The sequence below is a fragment of the Salmonella sp. K21076 genome (assembly GCF_039650795.1).
Taxonomy (GTDB): Bacteria; Pseudomonadota; Gammaproteobacteria; order Enterobacterales; family Enterobacteriaceae; genus Salmonella; species Salmonella enterica.
Genome location: NZ_JBCLYA010000045.1, coordinates 67,669 through 82,682, shown reverse-complemented (window position 1 = coordinate 82,682; position 15,014 = coordinate 67,669). Strand labels below are relative to the sequence as shown.

11 protein-coding genes are annotated in these 15,014 nt (G+C 56.8%); 3 read left to right on the top strand and 8 right to left on the bottom strand.

All coding sequences use genetic code 11. The features are described 5' to 3' along the window. Positions 1–13: 13 nt before the first annotated feature. Together pbpC and AAYN39_RS13265 are read right to left on the bottom strand one after the other, a co-directional pair. Positions 14–2,329: a peptidoglycan glycosyltransferase PbpC gene (gene pbpC / locus AAYN39_RS13270; RefSeq protein WP_001014751.1), complete on the bottom strand. Its 2,316-nt coding sequence runs from the start codon at positions 2,327–2,329 to the stop codon at positions 14–16. Next, positions 2,330–7,264, bottom strand: coding sequence for an alpha-2-macroglobulin (locus AAYN39_RS13265; RefSeq protein WP_000681887.1), 4,935 nt, complete (start codon positions 7,262–7,264; stop codon positions 2,330–2,332). It abuts the gene before it with no gap. A 208-nt stretch (positions 7,265–7,472) separates the two neighbouring features. Between AAYN39_RS13265 and sseA the strand changes: the two genes are divergently transcribed. The 3 genes from sseA (at position 7,473) to timP (ending at position 9,762) form a co-directional block, all read left to right on the top strand. Next, entirely contained in the window at positions 7,473–8,315 is an 843-nt protein-coding gene (sseA, locus tag AAYN39_RS13260; protein ID WP_000205251.1) for a 3-mercaptopyruvate sulfurtransferase, read from the top strand. A gap of 246 nt (positions 8,316–8,561) precedes the next feature. Then, on the top strand, positions 8,562–9,230 hold the full coding sequence (locus AAYN39_RS13255; protein WP_000355346.1) for a DUF5066 family protein: 669 nt from the start codon (positions 8,562–8,564) through the stop codon (positions 9,228–9,230). 415 nt (positions 9,231–9,645) lie between these two features. Next, a complete protein-coding gene (gene timP, locus AAYN39_RS13250; protein ID WP_242617172.1) occupies positions 9,646–9,762 on the top strand; it encodes a small toxic inner membrane protein TimP in 117 nt (38 codons plus the stop codon). Between the two features lie 36 nt (positions 9,763–9,798). On the opposite strand, the gene sseB is transcribed toward timP, so the two are convergent. From sseB to hscB, 6 genes are all read right to left on the bottom strand, one after another. Next, positions 9,799–10,575, bottom strand: coding sequence for an enhanced serine sensitivity protein SseB (sseB, locus tag AAYN39_RS13245; protein WP_001763946.1), 777 nt, complete (start codon positions 10,573–10,575; stop codon positions 9,799–9,801). Between the two features lie 109 nt (positions 10,576–10,684). Then, positions 10,685–11,968 (bottom strand): aminopeptidase PepB, encoded by a 1,284-nt coding sequence (gene pepB / locus AAYN39_RS13240; protein ID WP_000133543.1) that lies wholly within the window; start codon positions 11,966–11,968, stop codon positions 10,685–10,687. A gap of 53 nt (positions 11,969–12,021) precedes the next feature. Beyond that, positions 12,022–12,222: a Fe-S cluster assembly protein IscX gene (gene iscX, locus AAYN39_RS13235; protein WP_000523621.1), complete on the bottom strand. Its 201-nt coding sequence runs from the start codon at positions 12,220–12,222 to the stop codon at positions 12,022–12,024. Positions 12,223–12,233: 11 nt separating this feature from the next. Further along, complete coding sequence (fdx, locus tag AAYN39_RS13230) at positions 12,234–12,569, bottom strand: ISC system 2Fe-2S type ferredoxin (protein WP_001124466.1); 336 nt, start codon at positions 12,567–12,569, stop codon at positions 12,234–12,236. A 1-nt stretch (position 12,570) separates the two neighbouring features. Continuing rightward, positions 12,571–14,421 (bottom strand): Fe-S protein assembly chaperone HscA, encoded by a 1,851-nt coding sequence (gene hscA, locus AAYN39_RS13225; RefSeq protein ID WP_001196658.1) that lies wholly within the window; start codon positions 14,419–14,421, stop codon positions 12,571–12,573. Positions 14,422–14,433: 12 nt separating this feature from the next. Continuing rightward, on the bottom strand, positions 14,434–14,949 hold the full coding sequence (hscB, locus tag AAYN39_RS13220) for a co-chaperone HscB (RefSeq protein ID WP_000384391.1): 516 nt from the start codon (positions 14,947–14,949) through the stop codon (positions 14,434–14,436). Positions 14,950–15,014 lie beyond the last annotated feature (65 nt).

Here is a 15,014-nt window from a genome sequence, read left to right as displayed (position 1 = left end):
TTTTGGAGAATGGTTAACGTATTAATTCAAAATTAACCGCTGCAACCTGACCGGACTCATCCATTACGACAAGTTGATAACGTCCAGCGATATTGAGTAATAAAGAAAGGCGATTATTTTCGCCATTAACAGGTTCGCCATTTAAAAACCACCAGCGACGCCCTTTGCCGCCGGTAGTCGAGACGGGCAGCGTGACGTTTTCCTGGCCTGGCAATTGCCTGATCACCGCGCCATCCCTCACTCCTGACAGCATTAACGGCGCGGCATCATTGCCCTGTAGCGGCGGACAGTGGTCGGACGCCGCGGGCAAGCGGGCGCTACGTCTTTCCGCAGGCGGCAGCCACGGCTCCAGCGGCCGCGGCCAGACGATAAACGTATGCGCACGCGCCTGCGGACAGTCGGCAGCGACACGCCGCCCCGTATCATCCAGCCAGACCGGGAAACGAATACCGTTGATGTCTTCCTGCTCAGGTAACAGCAGCGTGGGCGGCTGGCTGTCGTCAAGCAGCCATGTCGCCAGTCGGCGGCGACAGTTGCTGTTCCCGGCAGGCAGAGTCTGTCCGCCCGGCCAGCAAATGACGCCGCGGCTTACCGTCTGCGGACGCGGATCTTCCGGCAGGCGTCCCGTATGCGCCAGTAACAGATTATTGACCTGGTTAAGCAATGGCACCGCGCTGGCAAAACCAAATTGCCCCACCACAGGCGTGCCGTCGGGTCTGCCTGTCCAGATGCCGATGATATAGCGCGCGTTAACGCCAATAGCCCACGCATCGCGATAGCCGTAGCTGGTGCCGGTTTTCCACGCCAACGGCACAATGCGCGGCAGCGCGTTATCCGGCAAGGGTTGCGCTTCATCCGCCATAATCCGTCGAATGATCCACGCCGCTCCCGGCGACATTAATGGTCTTTCCGACAGCGGATCGTCCGGCTGTAACCGTAGTTTCGCCGCTTTCCCATGACGAGCGAACGCGCTGTATGCCGCCGCCATCTCGTCAAGCCGCGCGCCCGCGCCGCCCAGAATCAGCGAAAGATTGGGCGCCGCGCCAGCAGGCAAATATAGCGGCAGGCCGACGTTACGCAGTTTTGCCGCAAATCGTTTCGGCCCATAGGCTTCAAGCACCTGAACGGCAGGCAGATTCAGCGAGCGTACCAGCGCGTCGCTCATGCTAACCGGGCCGTGAAATCCGCTATCGAAGTTTCCCGGGCGGTAATCTCCGGTGCGGCGCGGAACGTCCTGTAATAGTGATGCGGGATGGATCAAGCCGTCATCCAGCGCCAGACCATACACAAAGGGTTTGAGTACCGATCCCGGCGATCGGATCGCCGTTACCATGTCGACATGACCAAAACGGCTGTCGTCATTAAGGTCTACCGATCCTACCCAGCCGCGCACGCTCATATCGGTATGATCGACGACGATCATCGCCAATGAACTGCGTGCAGGCAGCCGCCCTTTCCATGCCCGCGCCAGATCTTCCAGTTGCCGCTGCAACCCGGCGTCCAGCGTGGTCACAATTTTGTCGCTCCGGCTTTTACTCAACATCATTCGGGCAAAAAGCGGCGCCAGTTGCGGCATTTGACGCGGCGCCAGCCAGACCGGCTCTTCACGCGACTCGCGTACCGTTTCGGCAGGCCAGACGCCCTGCTCCGCCATCCGATCCAGCACTTTATTCCGTGCCGCTTCGGCTCTCGTAGGCCATCGGTCGGGGCGTAACCGGCTCGGCGCCTGCGGCAATACGGCCAGCAGCGCCGCGTCAGCGTAGCTCAGGCGCGCGGGCGGCTTGCCGAAGTAGGCCCAGCTTGCAGCGCCAATACCCTGTAGCGTGCCGCCGAACGGCGCGCGGTTCAGGTACAACGTCAGGATATCGCGCTTGGACAAATGCCATTCAAGCTGGAGGGCGCGCCAAAGCTGGCGGATTTTACCGCCGAACGTGCGCGAATGCGGGTCCAGAAGTCTCGCCACCTGCATAGTCAGCGTACTGCCGCCGGAAATAACGCGCCCGGCGGTAAGATCCTGCCATGCCGCGCGCGCGACGGAAAAAGGGTTAACGCCAGGGTGCTGCCAGAACCAGCGATCTTCGTAATTGATTAAGGCCTCCAGGTAACGGGGAGAGACCTCTTCAATCGTCACCGGATAACGCCAGATCCCCCCGGCGTCGGCAAAGCGCCACAGCGGCGTACCGTCATGGGCGACCACGACCCGCGCAGGATGGACCTCATTGAGCGGCAGCGGCCAGAGTTTATCCGCTGCCCATAACGCCAGGAAAATAAAAAGCGGCGCGCCCGCCAGCCACAGCCAGCGGCCACGTTTACCACGCCAACCGTTCATTTAAGGCGTCACAATCAGCAGTCCCTCGCTCGCGCCGGTTGCCCGCCACTGAGGCGCGTACATCGATTCCACCTGCGGTTGCGCAAGCTGGTACGTCCCCGGCGTTACCGCGCGCGCCAGGTAGACCAGCGTCACGGGCTGGCCCTCATTGACAACGACGGCAGCCACAAACCGATCGTCGCGGAATTCCATATACTGAATATCCGCCTGCTGCATCTGATTAAGCAGATTTTGCACTTCGCTACCGCTCTCCGGCAGGCTGGCGCTGCTGTCAGCCAGATTCTGGTTTTCCAGCTCCAGCCCGGCCGGGAGCAGGTCCACCACCAGCGCATCCGGCACATTGCGATCGGCCACTACCGTTAACCAGACCAGCACCAGTTCGCCGCTACGCAACGAGGACAGCGATTTGCGCTGACCATCGGTCCCCAGTATTTGTCGTTCAATCTGCAAAACGTTGCTGGCAGGCTCAGGCGCAGATGAGGGATAGCCGCTGCTATCCAGACGCAGCCATAGCGGCTGGCTACCGGTGTTCGTCACCTCAAGGGCGGCCAGCTGATCAGCATCCAGATTACGGGTCAGCGCCTTGTCGCCCGACAGCGGCTGCGCCTCTAACGAGGTCTGCGCCTGCCAGGCGCCCGCGCTGGCCTGTCGCGAATGCGCGGCGAGGAACAAGGCATTGTTCTCCTGGGTAGAGAGCCAGCGCTGACCGAAGGCCTGCTCAGAAAGCGAGCTTAATAGCGCGTTTTGCGCGTCCGGTCTGAGGTTGTTCTCTTCCAGTAACGACAACATCAGAGCGTTATCGCGCAGAGAACTGCCGTAATCCGCTATCCATTGCCGTTCGTCCTGACGCGGCGTATTCAGAGCCAGCGTAATGGCCTCTTCGCCGCGTCTGGCATCACCCATCGTGTTTAACGCGATGCCCAATTGCATCAGCGGCAGTCCTGAAGCCGCCTGACTACGGCGCTCCCAGATTTCGCGCAGCGCGCCGAGCGGCGCTTTCTGCTGACGCGCCAGTACCAGCGCGGCGTAAGCCTGAGCGGCAAAAGTACTGGCCTGGGTATTATCGCTATAACGAATCAGCATCGTACCGGGATCCTGCAGATAGCGCAGCAGTCGCTCATTGCCCCGGTTAATGGCCTCCGGCGGGACGCTATATCCCTGCTCGCCCGCGCGAATGAGGAAATCCATCGCGTAGGCCGTTAGCCAGGGCTCTTCCGCCCCATTTTCATCCCATAGCGCAAAACCGCCGTTATCACGCTGCATCTGTAGTATGCGGGAGATGCCGATATCCACCGCGGCGCGCCGTTTTTCATCGCTATCGCCGGTAATACCGAGCGACTGCAATTGAGCGGCATTGGTATACAGCGCCGGGAATAACCCGCTGGTGGTTTGTTCCAGGCACCCGTACGGATATGCTTTCAGCTCGCGAATGTAGCGCGCCAGATTGAGCGGCGGTTTTCCGCTTAACAGCAGTTGTCCCTGTAACGTGGCTGGCGAGACGTTTGCCAGATGCTGCTCTGGTACATGCCAGCTCTCTCCCGGCGCCAGCGCAATGCCGCTATTTACCGTTTGGGCAGGCCAGGCCGGACGCACGCCGATTTGCCACTGCTTATGCTGCGCGCCGAGGGTTTCTCCCGGCAGATTCAGACCGCTAATGGTCGCCTGGATTTCGCCTTCGCCAAAACCTTCCAGCGCGCGTACCGGAACGAATAAGGTGGTGCGCACGCCCGGCGCCAGGTTGACCGGTTGCGGCTGTTGACTAAGCAGTTCCAGTAACCCACTGGCGGCGAGCGCAATATTCAGCGTCTGCGGGCGGTCGGTCAGATTGGTGACGTCCAGCACCAGTCGCGAAACATCCCCTCCCGCCAGAAAACGCGGCATATTCAGCTCGGCAATCACTGGCGCGGCGACAACGACTTTGCTTTCGCCGCGACCAAAATCGTCCGCTGTCCATGCCTGCGCCATAACCCGCAGTTCGCCGTTAAAGTCGCCAATCGGCAGCGTTACGACCCCTTCGCCCTGCTCATTGAGCGTGATCGGCTGCGCCTGCTGCGCGATGATATTGGCATGGTTTACCGGCGGTTTTCCGCCGCGCGTAAGGTCGTCGCCATCGCCGCCAAAACGCAACGCCGCCAGCCGCCCCTGCCCTTCAATGACCTGGCCGTAAATATCGTAGATATCCGCACCGTAGCGTTTTTGACCGAAGAACGCCTGCCACGGGTCCGGCGTCGCGTAATCGGTGATATTCAATACACCGCTATCGACCGCGGAGACCAGCACGTTGATCTGTTTTGGCATTTCGCCGTGTTTAACGCTGGCTTTCACCCTGACGGTGAGCGGCTGATTCGGGCGCATTTTAGCCGGGCTTTCCAGCGCCAGATCGAGGCGGCGGTTGTCATCCCCCAGCGGTAGATGTAGTAACCCCACGGCGCGTTTTGGCGTCGCGGAACGAGATTTATCGCCGGGACGCACCACCAGCGTACTGAGATAGAGATCGTGGCGATTCCAGGTTTTATCCACCGGAATCGTGAGCTCCAGCCCCTGCGCCGGCACGTCGATCGCCTGCCACCACAGCGGACCATCGCTGGACTCCACCATGGCATAACCTTTACCGGCGACCGGCGCGGCGATATGCAATTTCATGGTGTCGCCTGGACGATAATTCGCTTTATCCAGTTTGAGGGTGACGCGATCCGGACGCGCCGCGCCGCTACCGTCGCTGTTATCCTGCCAGCTATAGCCGGCCCAGAAACGAACGCTGCTGACCGTCTCATTCGGCGCTTTGACCTCCAGACGGTACGCGCCCCATTCCACCGGGAAGCTGACTTTTCCGGTTTCATCCGCGTTCAGATCCAGCGTCTGCTCGCCCTCCACCAGATCCTTTTGATCAAACTGCGACTGCCAGCCTTCGCTTTCCGACCAGTTCCAGTAATAGTCGCGACGCTCGCGGATGAGCCGCACCTGTAAACCGGACACCGCTTTTTTCTCGCCCTGCGCGTTGGCGTAAACAATATCGAATGCGGCGTTGCTGTCTTCGTCGACAATCGGTTGATTAACGGTGGTATCCGTACGGTAGTCGTATACCGCTTTGGCGGCGAACTGTGGACGAATTCCCGGTAACGTATCGGCAGGCCAAATCGCCTGCTCTACGCGACGAGTGACCGGACGACCGCCAGACTCCAGCAGGCTGGCCTGTAGAATTACCTGCAACGGCGAATGCGCTTCTTGCCACTGGCTGGCAGCACTCACTTCACCACGTCCGCCTTTATCCAACGTCAGTTGAACTTCGTCCAGGCTGCGCGAAAGATTCTCTTCGGCAATATTGCCGAACTGGAAGCCAGGCAACGCCGCGACAGCGTCGCGCAGCGGACGCAGGAAAAGTTGCCCTTGCAGGGTATTGCCGTTAGCAGGGGCGCCATACAAGTAATAGCCGACAACGGAGAATTTCACCTCATCCGCAGGCGCCAGCGGTGTTTTTTGCGCCGTCAGGTTGAGCGCCATCCGCTCCGGCATAAAGTCTTCCACGTGGAAATCCCAACTCCGCAGCAAATTATCGCCGGTGTTGGCGCGGACATGCCACAAGCCGGTCGGCGCGTTGATATCCAGCGGATAATTCAAACGGTATAGTCCGTTTTCCGGCTGGCTGACGACGGTACGCATCACTTGTCCGTCTGGTTTTACCACTTCCAGCTTAACGGGTTGATCGGGCAGCGTTTTACCGTCGCTATCGCGCAGTAATCCGTTGAGGATAACCGTTTCGCCCGGTCGGTAGAGATCGCGTGGGCCGAACATAAAGAACTGCTTGCTGTAGCCGGGCGCGCCAGCGACATTAAACTCCGACAGATCCAGAGCCGGAAGCGTGAGATCGAGCAGCGTGGTCTGCCCCTCTTTACGCGCCAGTAATAGCGCCGCCGCTTTATCAGCCTCCAGTTGCACATGTCCCTGCGCGTCGCTCGTCGCCTGCGCCAGCGTCTGCCCTTTATCATTCAGAAGAACGATCTCAATTCCCGACTGCGCCGCGCCGTTTTCCAGGCTTTGCGTAAAGATATCCAGCCGACTATGGTAACGGTGCGCGGACACGCCGATATCGCTAAGGGTAAACAACGTAGCGGCATTACTATAGTTGTAGTGTCCAGCCTGATTCATTACCGCCACATATACGCCCGCCTGTTGCAGCGGCTTAATATCGCTTAATGGCAGCAGCAGTTTCTCACGCGTATTACGCGCCGGATTAAGATCAAAACGACCGGTATAAACCAGATCCGCCATTTTCAGCAGATTGTCGGATTCCCAGTTAGAGAGGGAACTACGGTACTCCCACTGGCTGACAAACGACGCCAGCGATCCGGGCTTAACGCGGAAAAAGTTCACATCAACGTGGTTGACGTTAAGCGCCATGACCGGCAGTCCTTCCGCTATTTTCCCCGGTAGCAGCGATCCCCGGCTGGCAAAGCCGACGCTGGGCTGGACATCACGCGTGGTAATCGTTTTTTCATAAGACTTGCCGAAGGTGGCGTTATTCAGCGCTTTAACGGCGGGATCAACCGTGACCACCAGCACGCGCTCAGGTTCCAGATGACGTAACCTTAGCTCTTTTAAATTTGGCGCCAGCTCCCATGCGCCGTCAACGCTGCCGCTTTTCTTATCAACCACGTGAACCACACGGGAGAAATCCTGTTCAGGATCTAAAGGAATTGAAAACGTCAGCACCAGCGTCGCCGCGCCGTCGAGCTGCGCTTCGGAGGCGTCTAATAGCGTGAGCGCTTTGCCCTGGCTTTGCTGCGCCAGCTTTTGTAGCTGTGACGGGTCTTGCGCGGGCGAGGGCTGCGCTACGGCTGGCGCTTCGCTTTTAGTCGTCGGGGCGGTTTTATCGTTGTTATCGCATCCCGCCAGCGCCAGCATGATCATGCAGGCCACCACGCGTAAATGTTTCATCTTTCATCCCTGGCCTTAACGGCCTGTCAGCAACGGTTGATGAGATATTATGCGCGAGAAATTTTATTGTGTAAGTCCGTATTACTGTGATGACGCGAAAATTTTACGCAGAAATGTGGTTTCGCCAGCCAAAACAGCCTCTTCTACTTGTCCCTTTTCGGGAAACGTCCGACAATTTGACCATAATCAGGTAACAATGGAGATGCCCATGACCACCGCCTTTTTTGTCGCCGCCGACTGGCTTGCCGAACATATTGATGATCCGGAAATACAGATTCTTGACGCCCGTATGGCGCCACCAGGACAGGAACATCGTGATATGGCGGGCGAATATCGCGCCGGACATATTCCCGGCGCGCTGTTTTTTGATATTGAAGCGCTTTCCGATCGCGCATCGCCGCTGCCGCATATGATGCCGCGCCCGGAAGCGTTTGCGGTGGCCATGCGTGAACTGGGTGTTCGCCAGGATAAACACCTGGTCATATACGATGAAGGCAATCTGTTCTCCGCTCCGCGAGCATGGTGGATGCTGCGCACGTTCGGTGCCGAGAAAGTGTCCATTCTGGCGGGCGGACTGGCGGGCTGGCAGCGCGACGAATGGCTATTGCGCGAAGGCGAAGAAGCGCATGAAGGAGGCGAGTTTGAGGCGAAATTCACGCCGCAAGCCGTGGTGCGTCTCACCGACGTATTGCTGGCAAGCCATGAAAAAACCGCGCAAATCGTCGACGCGCGTCCGGCGGCGCGTTTTAACGCTCAGGCTGATGAACCGCGTCCGGGACTGAGACGCGGACACATTCCTGGCGCGCTAAACGTCCCGTGGACGGAACTGGTGTATGAGGGCGAATTAAAGACCACTGACGAACTGAATGAGGTTTTTTTCAGCCACGGCGTGAGTTTCGACAGACCGATTATCGCCAGTTGCGGTTCCGGCGTGACGGCCGCGGTCGTGGTGCTGGCACTCGCCACGCTGGATGTGCCTGACGTCACGCTTTACGACGGCGCGTGGAGCGAATGGGGCGCGCGTACCGATTTACCGGTTGAACCCGCTTAATATCCGCCATGCCGGATGGTGCTCACGCTTATCCGGCCTACCGTTCAGGCTGATGTAAAACGATCTACAGACATTGTTTTTATTCCGCTCTTTTCCACTGTCCTGCAAACGGGCATTATTTTCTCTTAATAAAATCCTATTTTTTATCGGTAAATACTTTACGTCGGGTATAAGGAGTATCATCACCGCTGTTTTGGGTTTCACCGGGAAATAACTCCTGTAAATATAATTTTTTAAGGATGGAAAATGGATATTTCACTCACTAATTTAATGGAGCTAGTTAAAAAGGTTAACCGCAATAAGGTGCCTAATCCTATGCCTGCCGAGGAAATAAGTTGTCTGCGAGTGCGTAAGTATCGCGATCCGCAAAATACGGAAACCACTGAGTTACCTGAAAGCCTGAAGGCGCTACTGGCCTACGACCGCGATCTACTTAGCAATTATAATATGCCTGTGATTGAAACATTACAAAGATTTATTGATAACGAGGGAGTAATACATTCTTACTCTCCTGATGAAGAGGCGTATTACGGCGCTGGCATGGATAGCTCAGGTATTGATATTGAAGATCTGATGCCTGTCTGGAGTAACGATCCCCGTCTTCCGGCATTAATTCGTATTGATCATGTCGGCGATCAGGCCATTTTTATCTATATCACAGAACGGGATGCCAACGGCGAATACCCTATTGCCCGCATGGAACGTAATGAATTTTGGCTGGCGGAGTCTTCTCTGGTGGAATATCTCTATAATATTATTTCGGGCGCTAAAGACATTGGCTTTACCGAAGAGGATTTACATCTTCCGCAATGGAAGGCACAGCAAAAAATGAATGAACAACGCGATGCCGCTTTACTTGACCTGGAGGATTATCATGAGGCGTTTTGGGCAAAACTGGACGCGCTCGTCGATTAATCGACATGCTGTCGGGTGGCGCTCACGCTTATCCGGCCTACCGTTCAGGCTGATTTAAAACGAATCTACATAAATACTGTTTAAGCAGGCCACAAAAAAACCGCTCAGTTGAGCGGTTTTTTTGTGCTGGTCCGGTTCGCGGCCTTTCCAGCAGGCTTTGTTGCCATAGCAACGCAGGCACACCACAGTAGGTAAATACTCCCTTTTAAGGAGAGCAAAGTCAAGTTAATTCACGACGAAACTATTCAGCATTTGAGGTATTATCTTTCCCGGCCCCCTTCGCCGTCTCGCAAACGGGCACTGGCTTCAGGAGAGGATGTTCCATGGCCGTAAGCGCAGGCACACCACAGTGCCTGCTATCACGGCATTATCGCCAGCGGTGCTGCCGTGATGCGGTCTTCGCAAGGACCGCAACATGAAGGTACGATGCTTTTGTGTCGTGCTTCTTGTTTCTGGCACGTTGTGTCTTCACGCAGACAGAAGCTACCCAGGTAATTCTGTTCCCGTAACGCTCAACGTCCAGAGCAGGTAAGCCAGGAGGCCGCCCTGTTGGGCGGCTTTCTTTTCTTCAGATGATGCGGTTCTGTTTAAAATCGCGCAGGAACCCACCCCAACGACGCTCGTAGAACGGCGCGATATGCTCGGTGATAAAGTGGCTGATACCCTGCGCGCCCTTCCTCACCTGACAAATATCGATCGGTTCGTCACCCGGTAACGTGTCGGTCGCCACATTGCCCGCTGCGTGAATGATCTCTTCAATTTCGCCGTCAGCCTCAATGCCAATCAGCAGATTAGGTTGGGCGTCCGCATGTTCTTTAATCGCGCAGAGAAATGCGCGTTTCACCGGTTTGATGGTTTTAAACAGCGTAGTGAGGGAATCAATCATCTGCGACGGCGGCTCGGCCACTTCGGATAAAATAAGCGACTCGCCGCCTTCCAGCACTTCCTGCGTACTTAACGGACTGCCTTCCTCAGCGAGAAGCAGGCTGATTTCACGCGGCATAAACTCTTTGCCGGTCGGCAATTTAGCGTTGAGGAATAACGTTTCGCCAAGCGTCATTTCAAACAGCGTGCGCGCCGGCATCACCACAAACGCCTGTTCGTCTTCCACGGCCTGCTGCAGCGCCTCCAGAGAAGTAAAGAAGGGAATGACGGTCGTGCCGTCTTCTTTTTCCCAGTGCTGCAAATCCAGAGCGCTGTCTTCCACAATCGCCTCGCCTTCGGCAGCGCTGCCCGGCACCCAGACGGTGGACTCCAGTAAGGTACGGAAAAATGCCGAACGATGCGCGGGCTCAGTCGCCGCTTTCTCCAGCAAAATTTCTAATTCATTTTTAGTTTCGGACATAGGAATCACAAATTATGTATATGGGTTGTAGGCCTGATAAGACGCACGGCGTCGCCATCAGGCAAAATGCCGGGTGGCGCTTCGCTTACCCGGCCTACAAAAACACCGTTCAGGCGGTCAGCAGATTCGCGATGGTGCGCACACCCAGACCGGTTGCCCCGGCAGCCCACTGCTCAACCGGCGCTTTGCGATAAGTGGCGGAACAGTCAATGTGCAGCCAGCCTTCGCGGTAATTTTCAACAAAGTGCGACAGAAAACCCGCGGCGGTGCTTGCCCCGGCGGGATACGTCGCGCTGCCGGTGTTGTTCAGTTCCGCAAAGTTAGACGGCAGTTGGTTACGGTGGAACTCCGCCAGCGGCAGACGCCAGAACGGCTCATTCTCTTGCGCCGCGCTGGTCAGCAAGCGCCCCGCCAGCGTATCGTCAAAACTGAATAGCGCATGGTAGTCGTTACCCAGCGCCGTTTTCGCCGCGCCGGTTAACGTCGCCATATCAATGATTAGCCGCGGGTGTTGCGCGCTGGCGTCAATCAGGCCATCCGCCAGTACCAGTCGCCCTTCCGCATCGGTATTCATGACTTCGACATTCTTGCCATTACGGTAGCGAATAATATCGCCCAGTTTAAACGCGTTGCCGCTGATCAGATTATCAGCGCAGCACAGGAACAGTTTTACGCGTTTATTCAGCCCACGGGTAATGGCGAACGCCAGCGCGCCCGTTACTGTCGCCGCGCCGCCCATATCGGATTTCATTGAGTCCATAAAAGCGCTTTGTTTGATACTGTAACCGCCGGAGTCAAAGGTGATACCTTTACCGACCAGGCAGGCATAAACCGGCGCATCTTTGTCTCCCGTCGGGTTGTAATCCAGCGCCAGCAGTACCGGCGGACGCTCAGAACCACGGCCTACGGTATGCAACCCCATATAGTTCTGCTCGCGCAGATCTTCGCCTTTGGTGATACGGTAAGTGACGCTATCGCACGCGACGCTGCACAGCAGATCCACCGCGCGCTGCGCCAGTTGCTCCGGCCCAAGCTCTTCCGCCGGAGCATTAATGGTGTCGCGCACCCAGTCAATAATGGTCAGGCGGTTATCCAGCTCCTGACGTTGGGCATCGTCTAAATCCGGCCACATTACGGTACGGACGCCTTTTGGTCCTTTGTAACCCGCCCAGAATGCCCAACAACGCTCGGTATCCCATCCTTCGCCTGTCAGCGCGACCTGTTTTATTCCCAGGCCGTCGATTTTACGCGCCGCACGCTGGATCAACCCCAGATCGTCTTTACCGTTAAGATGCAAGGTAATACCGTCGTTATTAATACTGTAAGTGGCTTTATCGCCCCAGCGCGCATCGGCAGGCTGCGTGGAAAGCGTAATTTTCATGGCTTCTGTCATTGTTATTTTCCTTATTAGCAAACGGGCCGTCGTAGGGCAGCCCGTTATTTGACTTACTCTGCTTCATCCAACCAGACTAGCAGAATCGCCTCCAGAATTTTTTCATTGGATGCGTTAGGGTCGTCGTCAAAATCGTCCAGTTCGCAGATCCACTGATGCAGATCGGTGAAACGAACGGTTTTAGGATCGACATCAGGATATGCGTCGTATAACGCTTCGCCGATCTCGCGGCTATCGGTCCACTTGAGTCCCATACTACCCTCTGTTAATGCTCACGCGCATGGTTGATTGTGTAACGTGGAATTTCGATAACCAGATCGTCGTCGGTAACGCGGGCCTGGCAGCTCAGTCGACTTTCCGGCTCCAGCCCCCACGCTTTATCCAGCATATCGTCTTCTTCTTCCGAACTTTCCGGCAAGGAGTCGAAGCCTTCACGTACAATACAGTGACAGGTGGTGCAGGCGCACGATTTCTCACAGGCGTGTTCAATCTCGATGCCGTTGCGCAGCGCAACGTCAAGAATGGTTTCACCGGTCTCAGCTTCCAGAACTGCGCCATCCGGACAAAGATCCTGATGAGGCAGAATAACAATCTTCGGCATGTTAAACCTCGTCTACGGAATGGCCTTTCAACGCGCGACGAACCGACTGGTCCATGCGGCGAGCGGCAAATTCCTGGGTTTGTTTATCTACGTTTTTAATGGCTTGTTCTATTGCGTCAACATCATCGCCTTGTGCGACCGCGCTTAAATGTGCGGCGGCATCATCAATGCATTGACGTTCTGCGGCGCTTAACAGCGCGGCGTCGGCAGTTAGCGCGCCGGTCAAACTTTCCAGCACGCGCGCGGCTTCGACTTTTTGCTCCGCCAGCATACGCGCTTTCACGTCCTGCTCGGCAAAACTCATGGAATCCTTGATCATCGAGGCGATTTCGCCATCGGTCAGGCCATAGGAAGGTTTGACCTGAATGGAGGCCTCGACGCCGGTGGATTTTTCCATTGCGGTGACGCTCAACAGGCCATCGGCGTCTACCTGGAAGGTCACGCGAATATGCGCCCCGCCCGCCGGCAGCGGCGGAATCCCGCGCAGCGCAAAGCGCGCCAGCGAGCGGCAGTCCTGCACCAGTTCGCGTTCGCCCTGCATCACATGGATAGACATCGCGGTCTGACTGTCTTTGAAGGTGGTGAAATCCTGCGCGCGCGCCACCGGGATAGTGGTGTTGCGCGGAATGACTTTTTCCACCAGGCCACCCATCGTTTCCAGCCCAAGAGAGAGTGGAATCACGTCCAGCAGCAGCATTTCGCTGTCCGGCTTGTTGCCGACCAGAATATCGGCCTGAATCGCTGCGCCGATAGCGATCACTTTATCCGGGTCGATAGCGGTTAACGGCGTGCGGCCAAAAAATTCGCCCACCCGCTCACGCACCAGCGGTACACGGGTCGAACCGCCGACCATGACCACTTCCAGAACGTCCTGGGGCTCAACGCCGGCATCTTTCAATGCGCGACGGCAGGCCAATAGCGTGCGCTTAACCAGCGCGGAAATGAGATCGTTAAACTGCTCGCGAGTGATCTCCCCCTGCCAGCCCGCAACGTTAACGCGAACAGTATCGGCATCGCTTAAGGCGATTTTCGCGGTAATCGCGGCATCCAGCAGTTCGCGCTGAACGCGATTGTCGCTACGATCGGCAATTCCCGCCTGCTCGCGAATATAGTCCGCCAGCAGATGGTCAAAGTCGTCGCCGCCGAGCGCAGAATCACCGCCCGTCGCCAGCACTTCAAACACCCCGCGGCTCAGGCGTAAGATAGAGATATCGAAGGTACCGCCGCCGAGATCGTAAACAGCGATAACGCCTTCTTTGCCTGAGTCCAGACCGTAGGCAATCGCCGCCGCCGTCGGTTCGTTGAGCAGGCGCAGTACATGCAGGCCTGCCAGCCGCGCGGCGTCTTTCGTTCCCTGACGTTGGGCATCATCGAAATAGGCGGGAACGGTAATCACCACGCCATCCAGCTCGCCGGAGAGCGATTCGCTAGCCCGCGCGGCCAGCGCTTTGAGAATATCAGCAGATACGCGTACCGGATTGAGCAATCCAGCCGCCGTGTCAATCATCGGCAGCCCATTAACGCTTGCCTTAAACCGGTAAGGCAGATGCGGATAGCGCGCCTGGATATCCGCCAGCGAGCGTCCCATCATGCGTTTCACAGAGCTGATAGTGTTGGCCGTATCCTGCGCGGCATTGTCACGCGCAGCGTAACCGACCGTATGGCCCTGCTGCTGATAGTGAACCACTGAAGGCAACAGGTGGCGCCCTTCGTGGTCAGGCAGTGTTTCCGCCTGGCCGCTGCGAACCGTCGCAACCAGAGAGTTGGTAGTGCCTAAGTCGATGCCCGCCGCCAGACGACGCTGATGCGGCGCGGCGCTCAGACCAGGCTCACTAATTTGTAATAAGGCCATGTTAGATTCCAGTTAAAAATCGAGCAGCTTTTCTTCGAGTTGTTCTGCGCTGCTTCGCAGTTTATCGAGAAACCGCAGTTTGCGCACCGTATCCGCCGCCGCGTCCCACGCGGCGTTGTCCAACTGTTCCACCATTTGCTGAAGACGAGCATCAAACATCTTTTGTACGCGTTTGATGAAGCTTTCCAGCCGCGCGTCGTCTTTTGATTGTTCGATATCGTCCAGCTCTTCGCGAAGCGTGAGTTGTTCCATCAGAAACGCGGTGTCGCGTACCGTATGCTGCTCGCTGGCCAGATCGAACCCGTGTAAGGAAAGCAGATACTCCGCGCGCGTCAAAGGGTGACGCAGCGTTTGCCAGGCCTGGTTGATCGTGGCGGATTGCTGGACGGCGGCAAGCTGCTGCGCCTGAGTGCCGTTGGCAAATTTGTCAGGGTGATACTGGCGTTGCAGATCCTGAAAACGAAAGCTCAGCGCCTGGGTGTCAATCTGATAACGGGCTGGTAAGCCAAAGAGGGTGAAGTAATCCATAACATTCTCAGGGATAGCCTGTCAGAACAAACCCCACACGCAGGCGACCACGGTGGGGTTATACC

Excerpts from the sequence above, each read along its gene's own strand:
- timP (WP_242617172.1), top strand. The coding sequence starts at position 9,646 with ATGAAGGTACGATGCTTTTGTGTCGTGCTTCTTGTTTCTGGCACGTTG.
- iscX (WP_000523621.1), bottom strand. The coding sequence starts at position 12,222 with ATGGGACTCAAGTGGACCGATAGCCGCGAGATCGGCGAAGCGTTATAC.
- pbpC (WP_001014751.1), bottom strand. The coding sequence starts at position 2,329 with ATGAACGGTTGGCGTGGTAAACGTGGCCGCTGGCTGTGGCTGGCGGGC.
- AAYN39_RS13255 (WP_000355346.1), top strand. The coding sequence starts at position 8,562 with ATGGATATTTCACTCACTAATTTAATGGAGCTAGTTAAAAAGGTTAAC.
- AAYN39_RS13265 (WP_000681887.1), bottom strand. The coding sequence starts at position 7,264 with ATGAAACATTTACGCGTGGTGGCCTGCATGATCATGCTGGCGCTGGCG.
- pepB (WP_000133543.1), bottom strand. The coding sequence starts at position 11,968 with ATGACAGAAGCCATGAAAATTACGCTTTCCACGCAGCCTGCCGATGCG.
- hscB (WP_000384391.1), bottom strand. The coding sequence starts at position 14,949 with ATGGATTACTTCACCCTCTTTGGCTTACCAGCCCGTTATCAGATTGAC.
- sseA (WP_000205251.1), top strand. The coding sequence starts at position 7,473 with ATGACCACCGCCTTTTTTGTCGCCGCCGACTGGCTTGCCGAACATATT.
- fdx (WP_001124466.1), bottom strand. The coding sequence starts at position 12,569 with ATGCCGAAGATTGTTATTCTGCCTCATCAGGATCTTTGTCCGGATGGC.
- sseB (WP_001763946.1), bottom strand. The coding sequence starts at position 10,575 with ATGTCCGAAACTAAAAATGAATTAGAAATTTTGCTGGAGAAAGCGGCG.
- hscA (WP_001196658.1), bottom strand. The coding sequence starts at position 14,421 with ATGGCCTTATTACAAATTAGTGAGCCTGGTCTGAGCGCCGCGCCGCAT.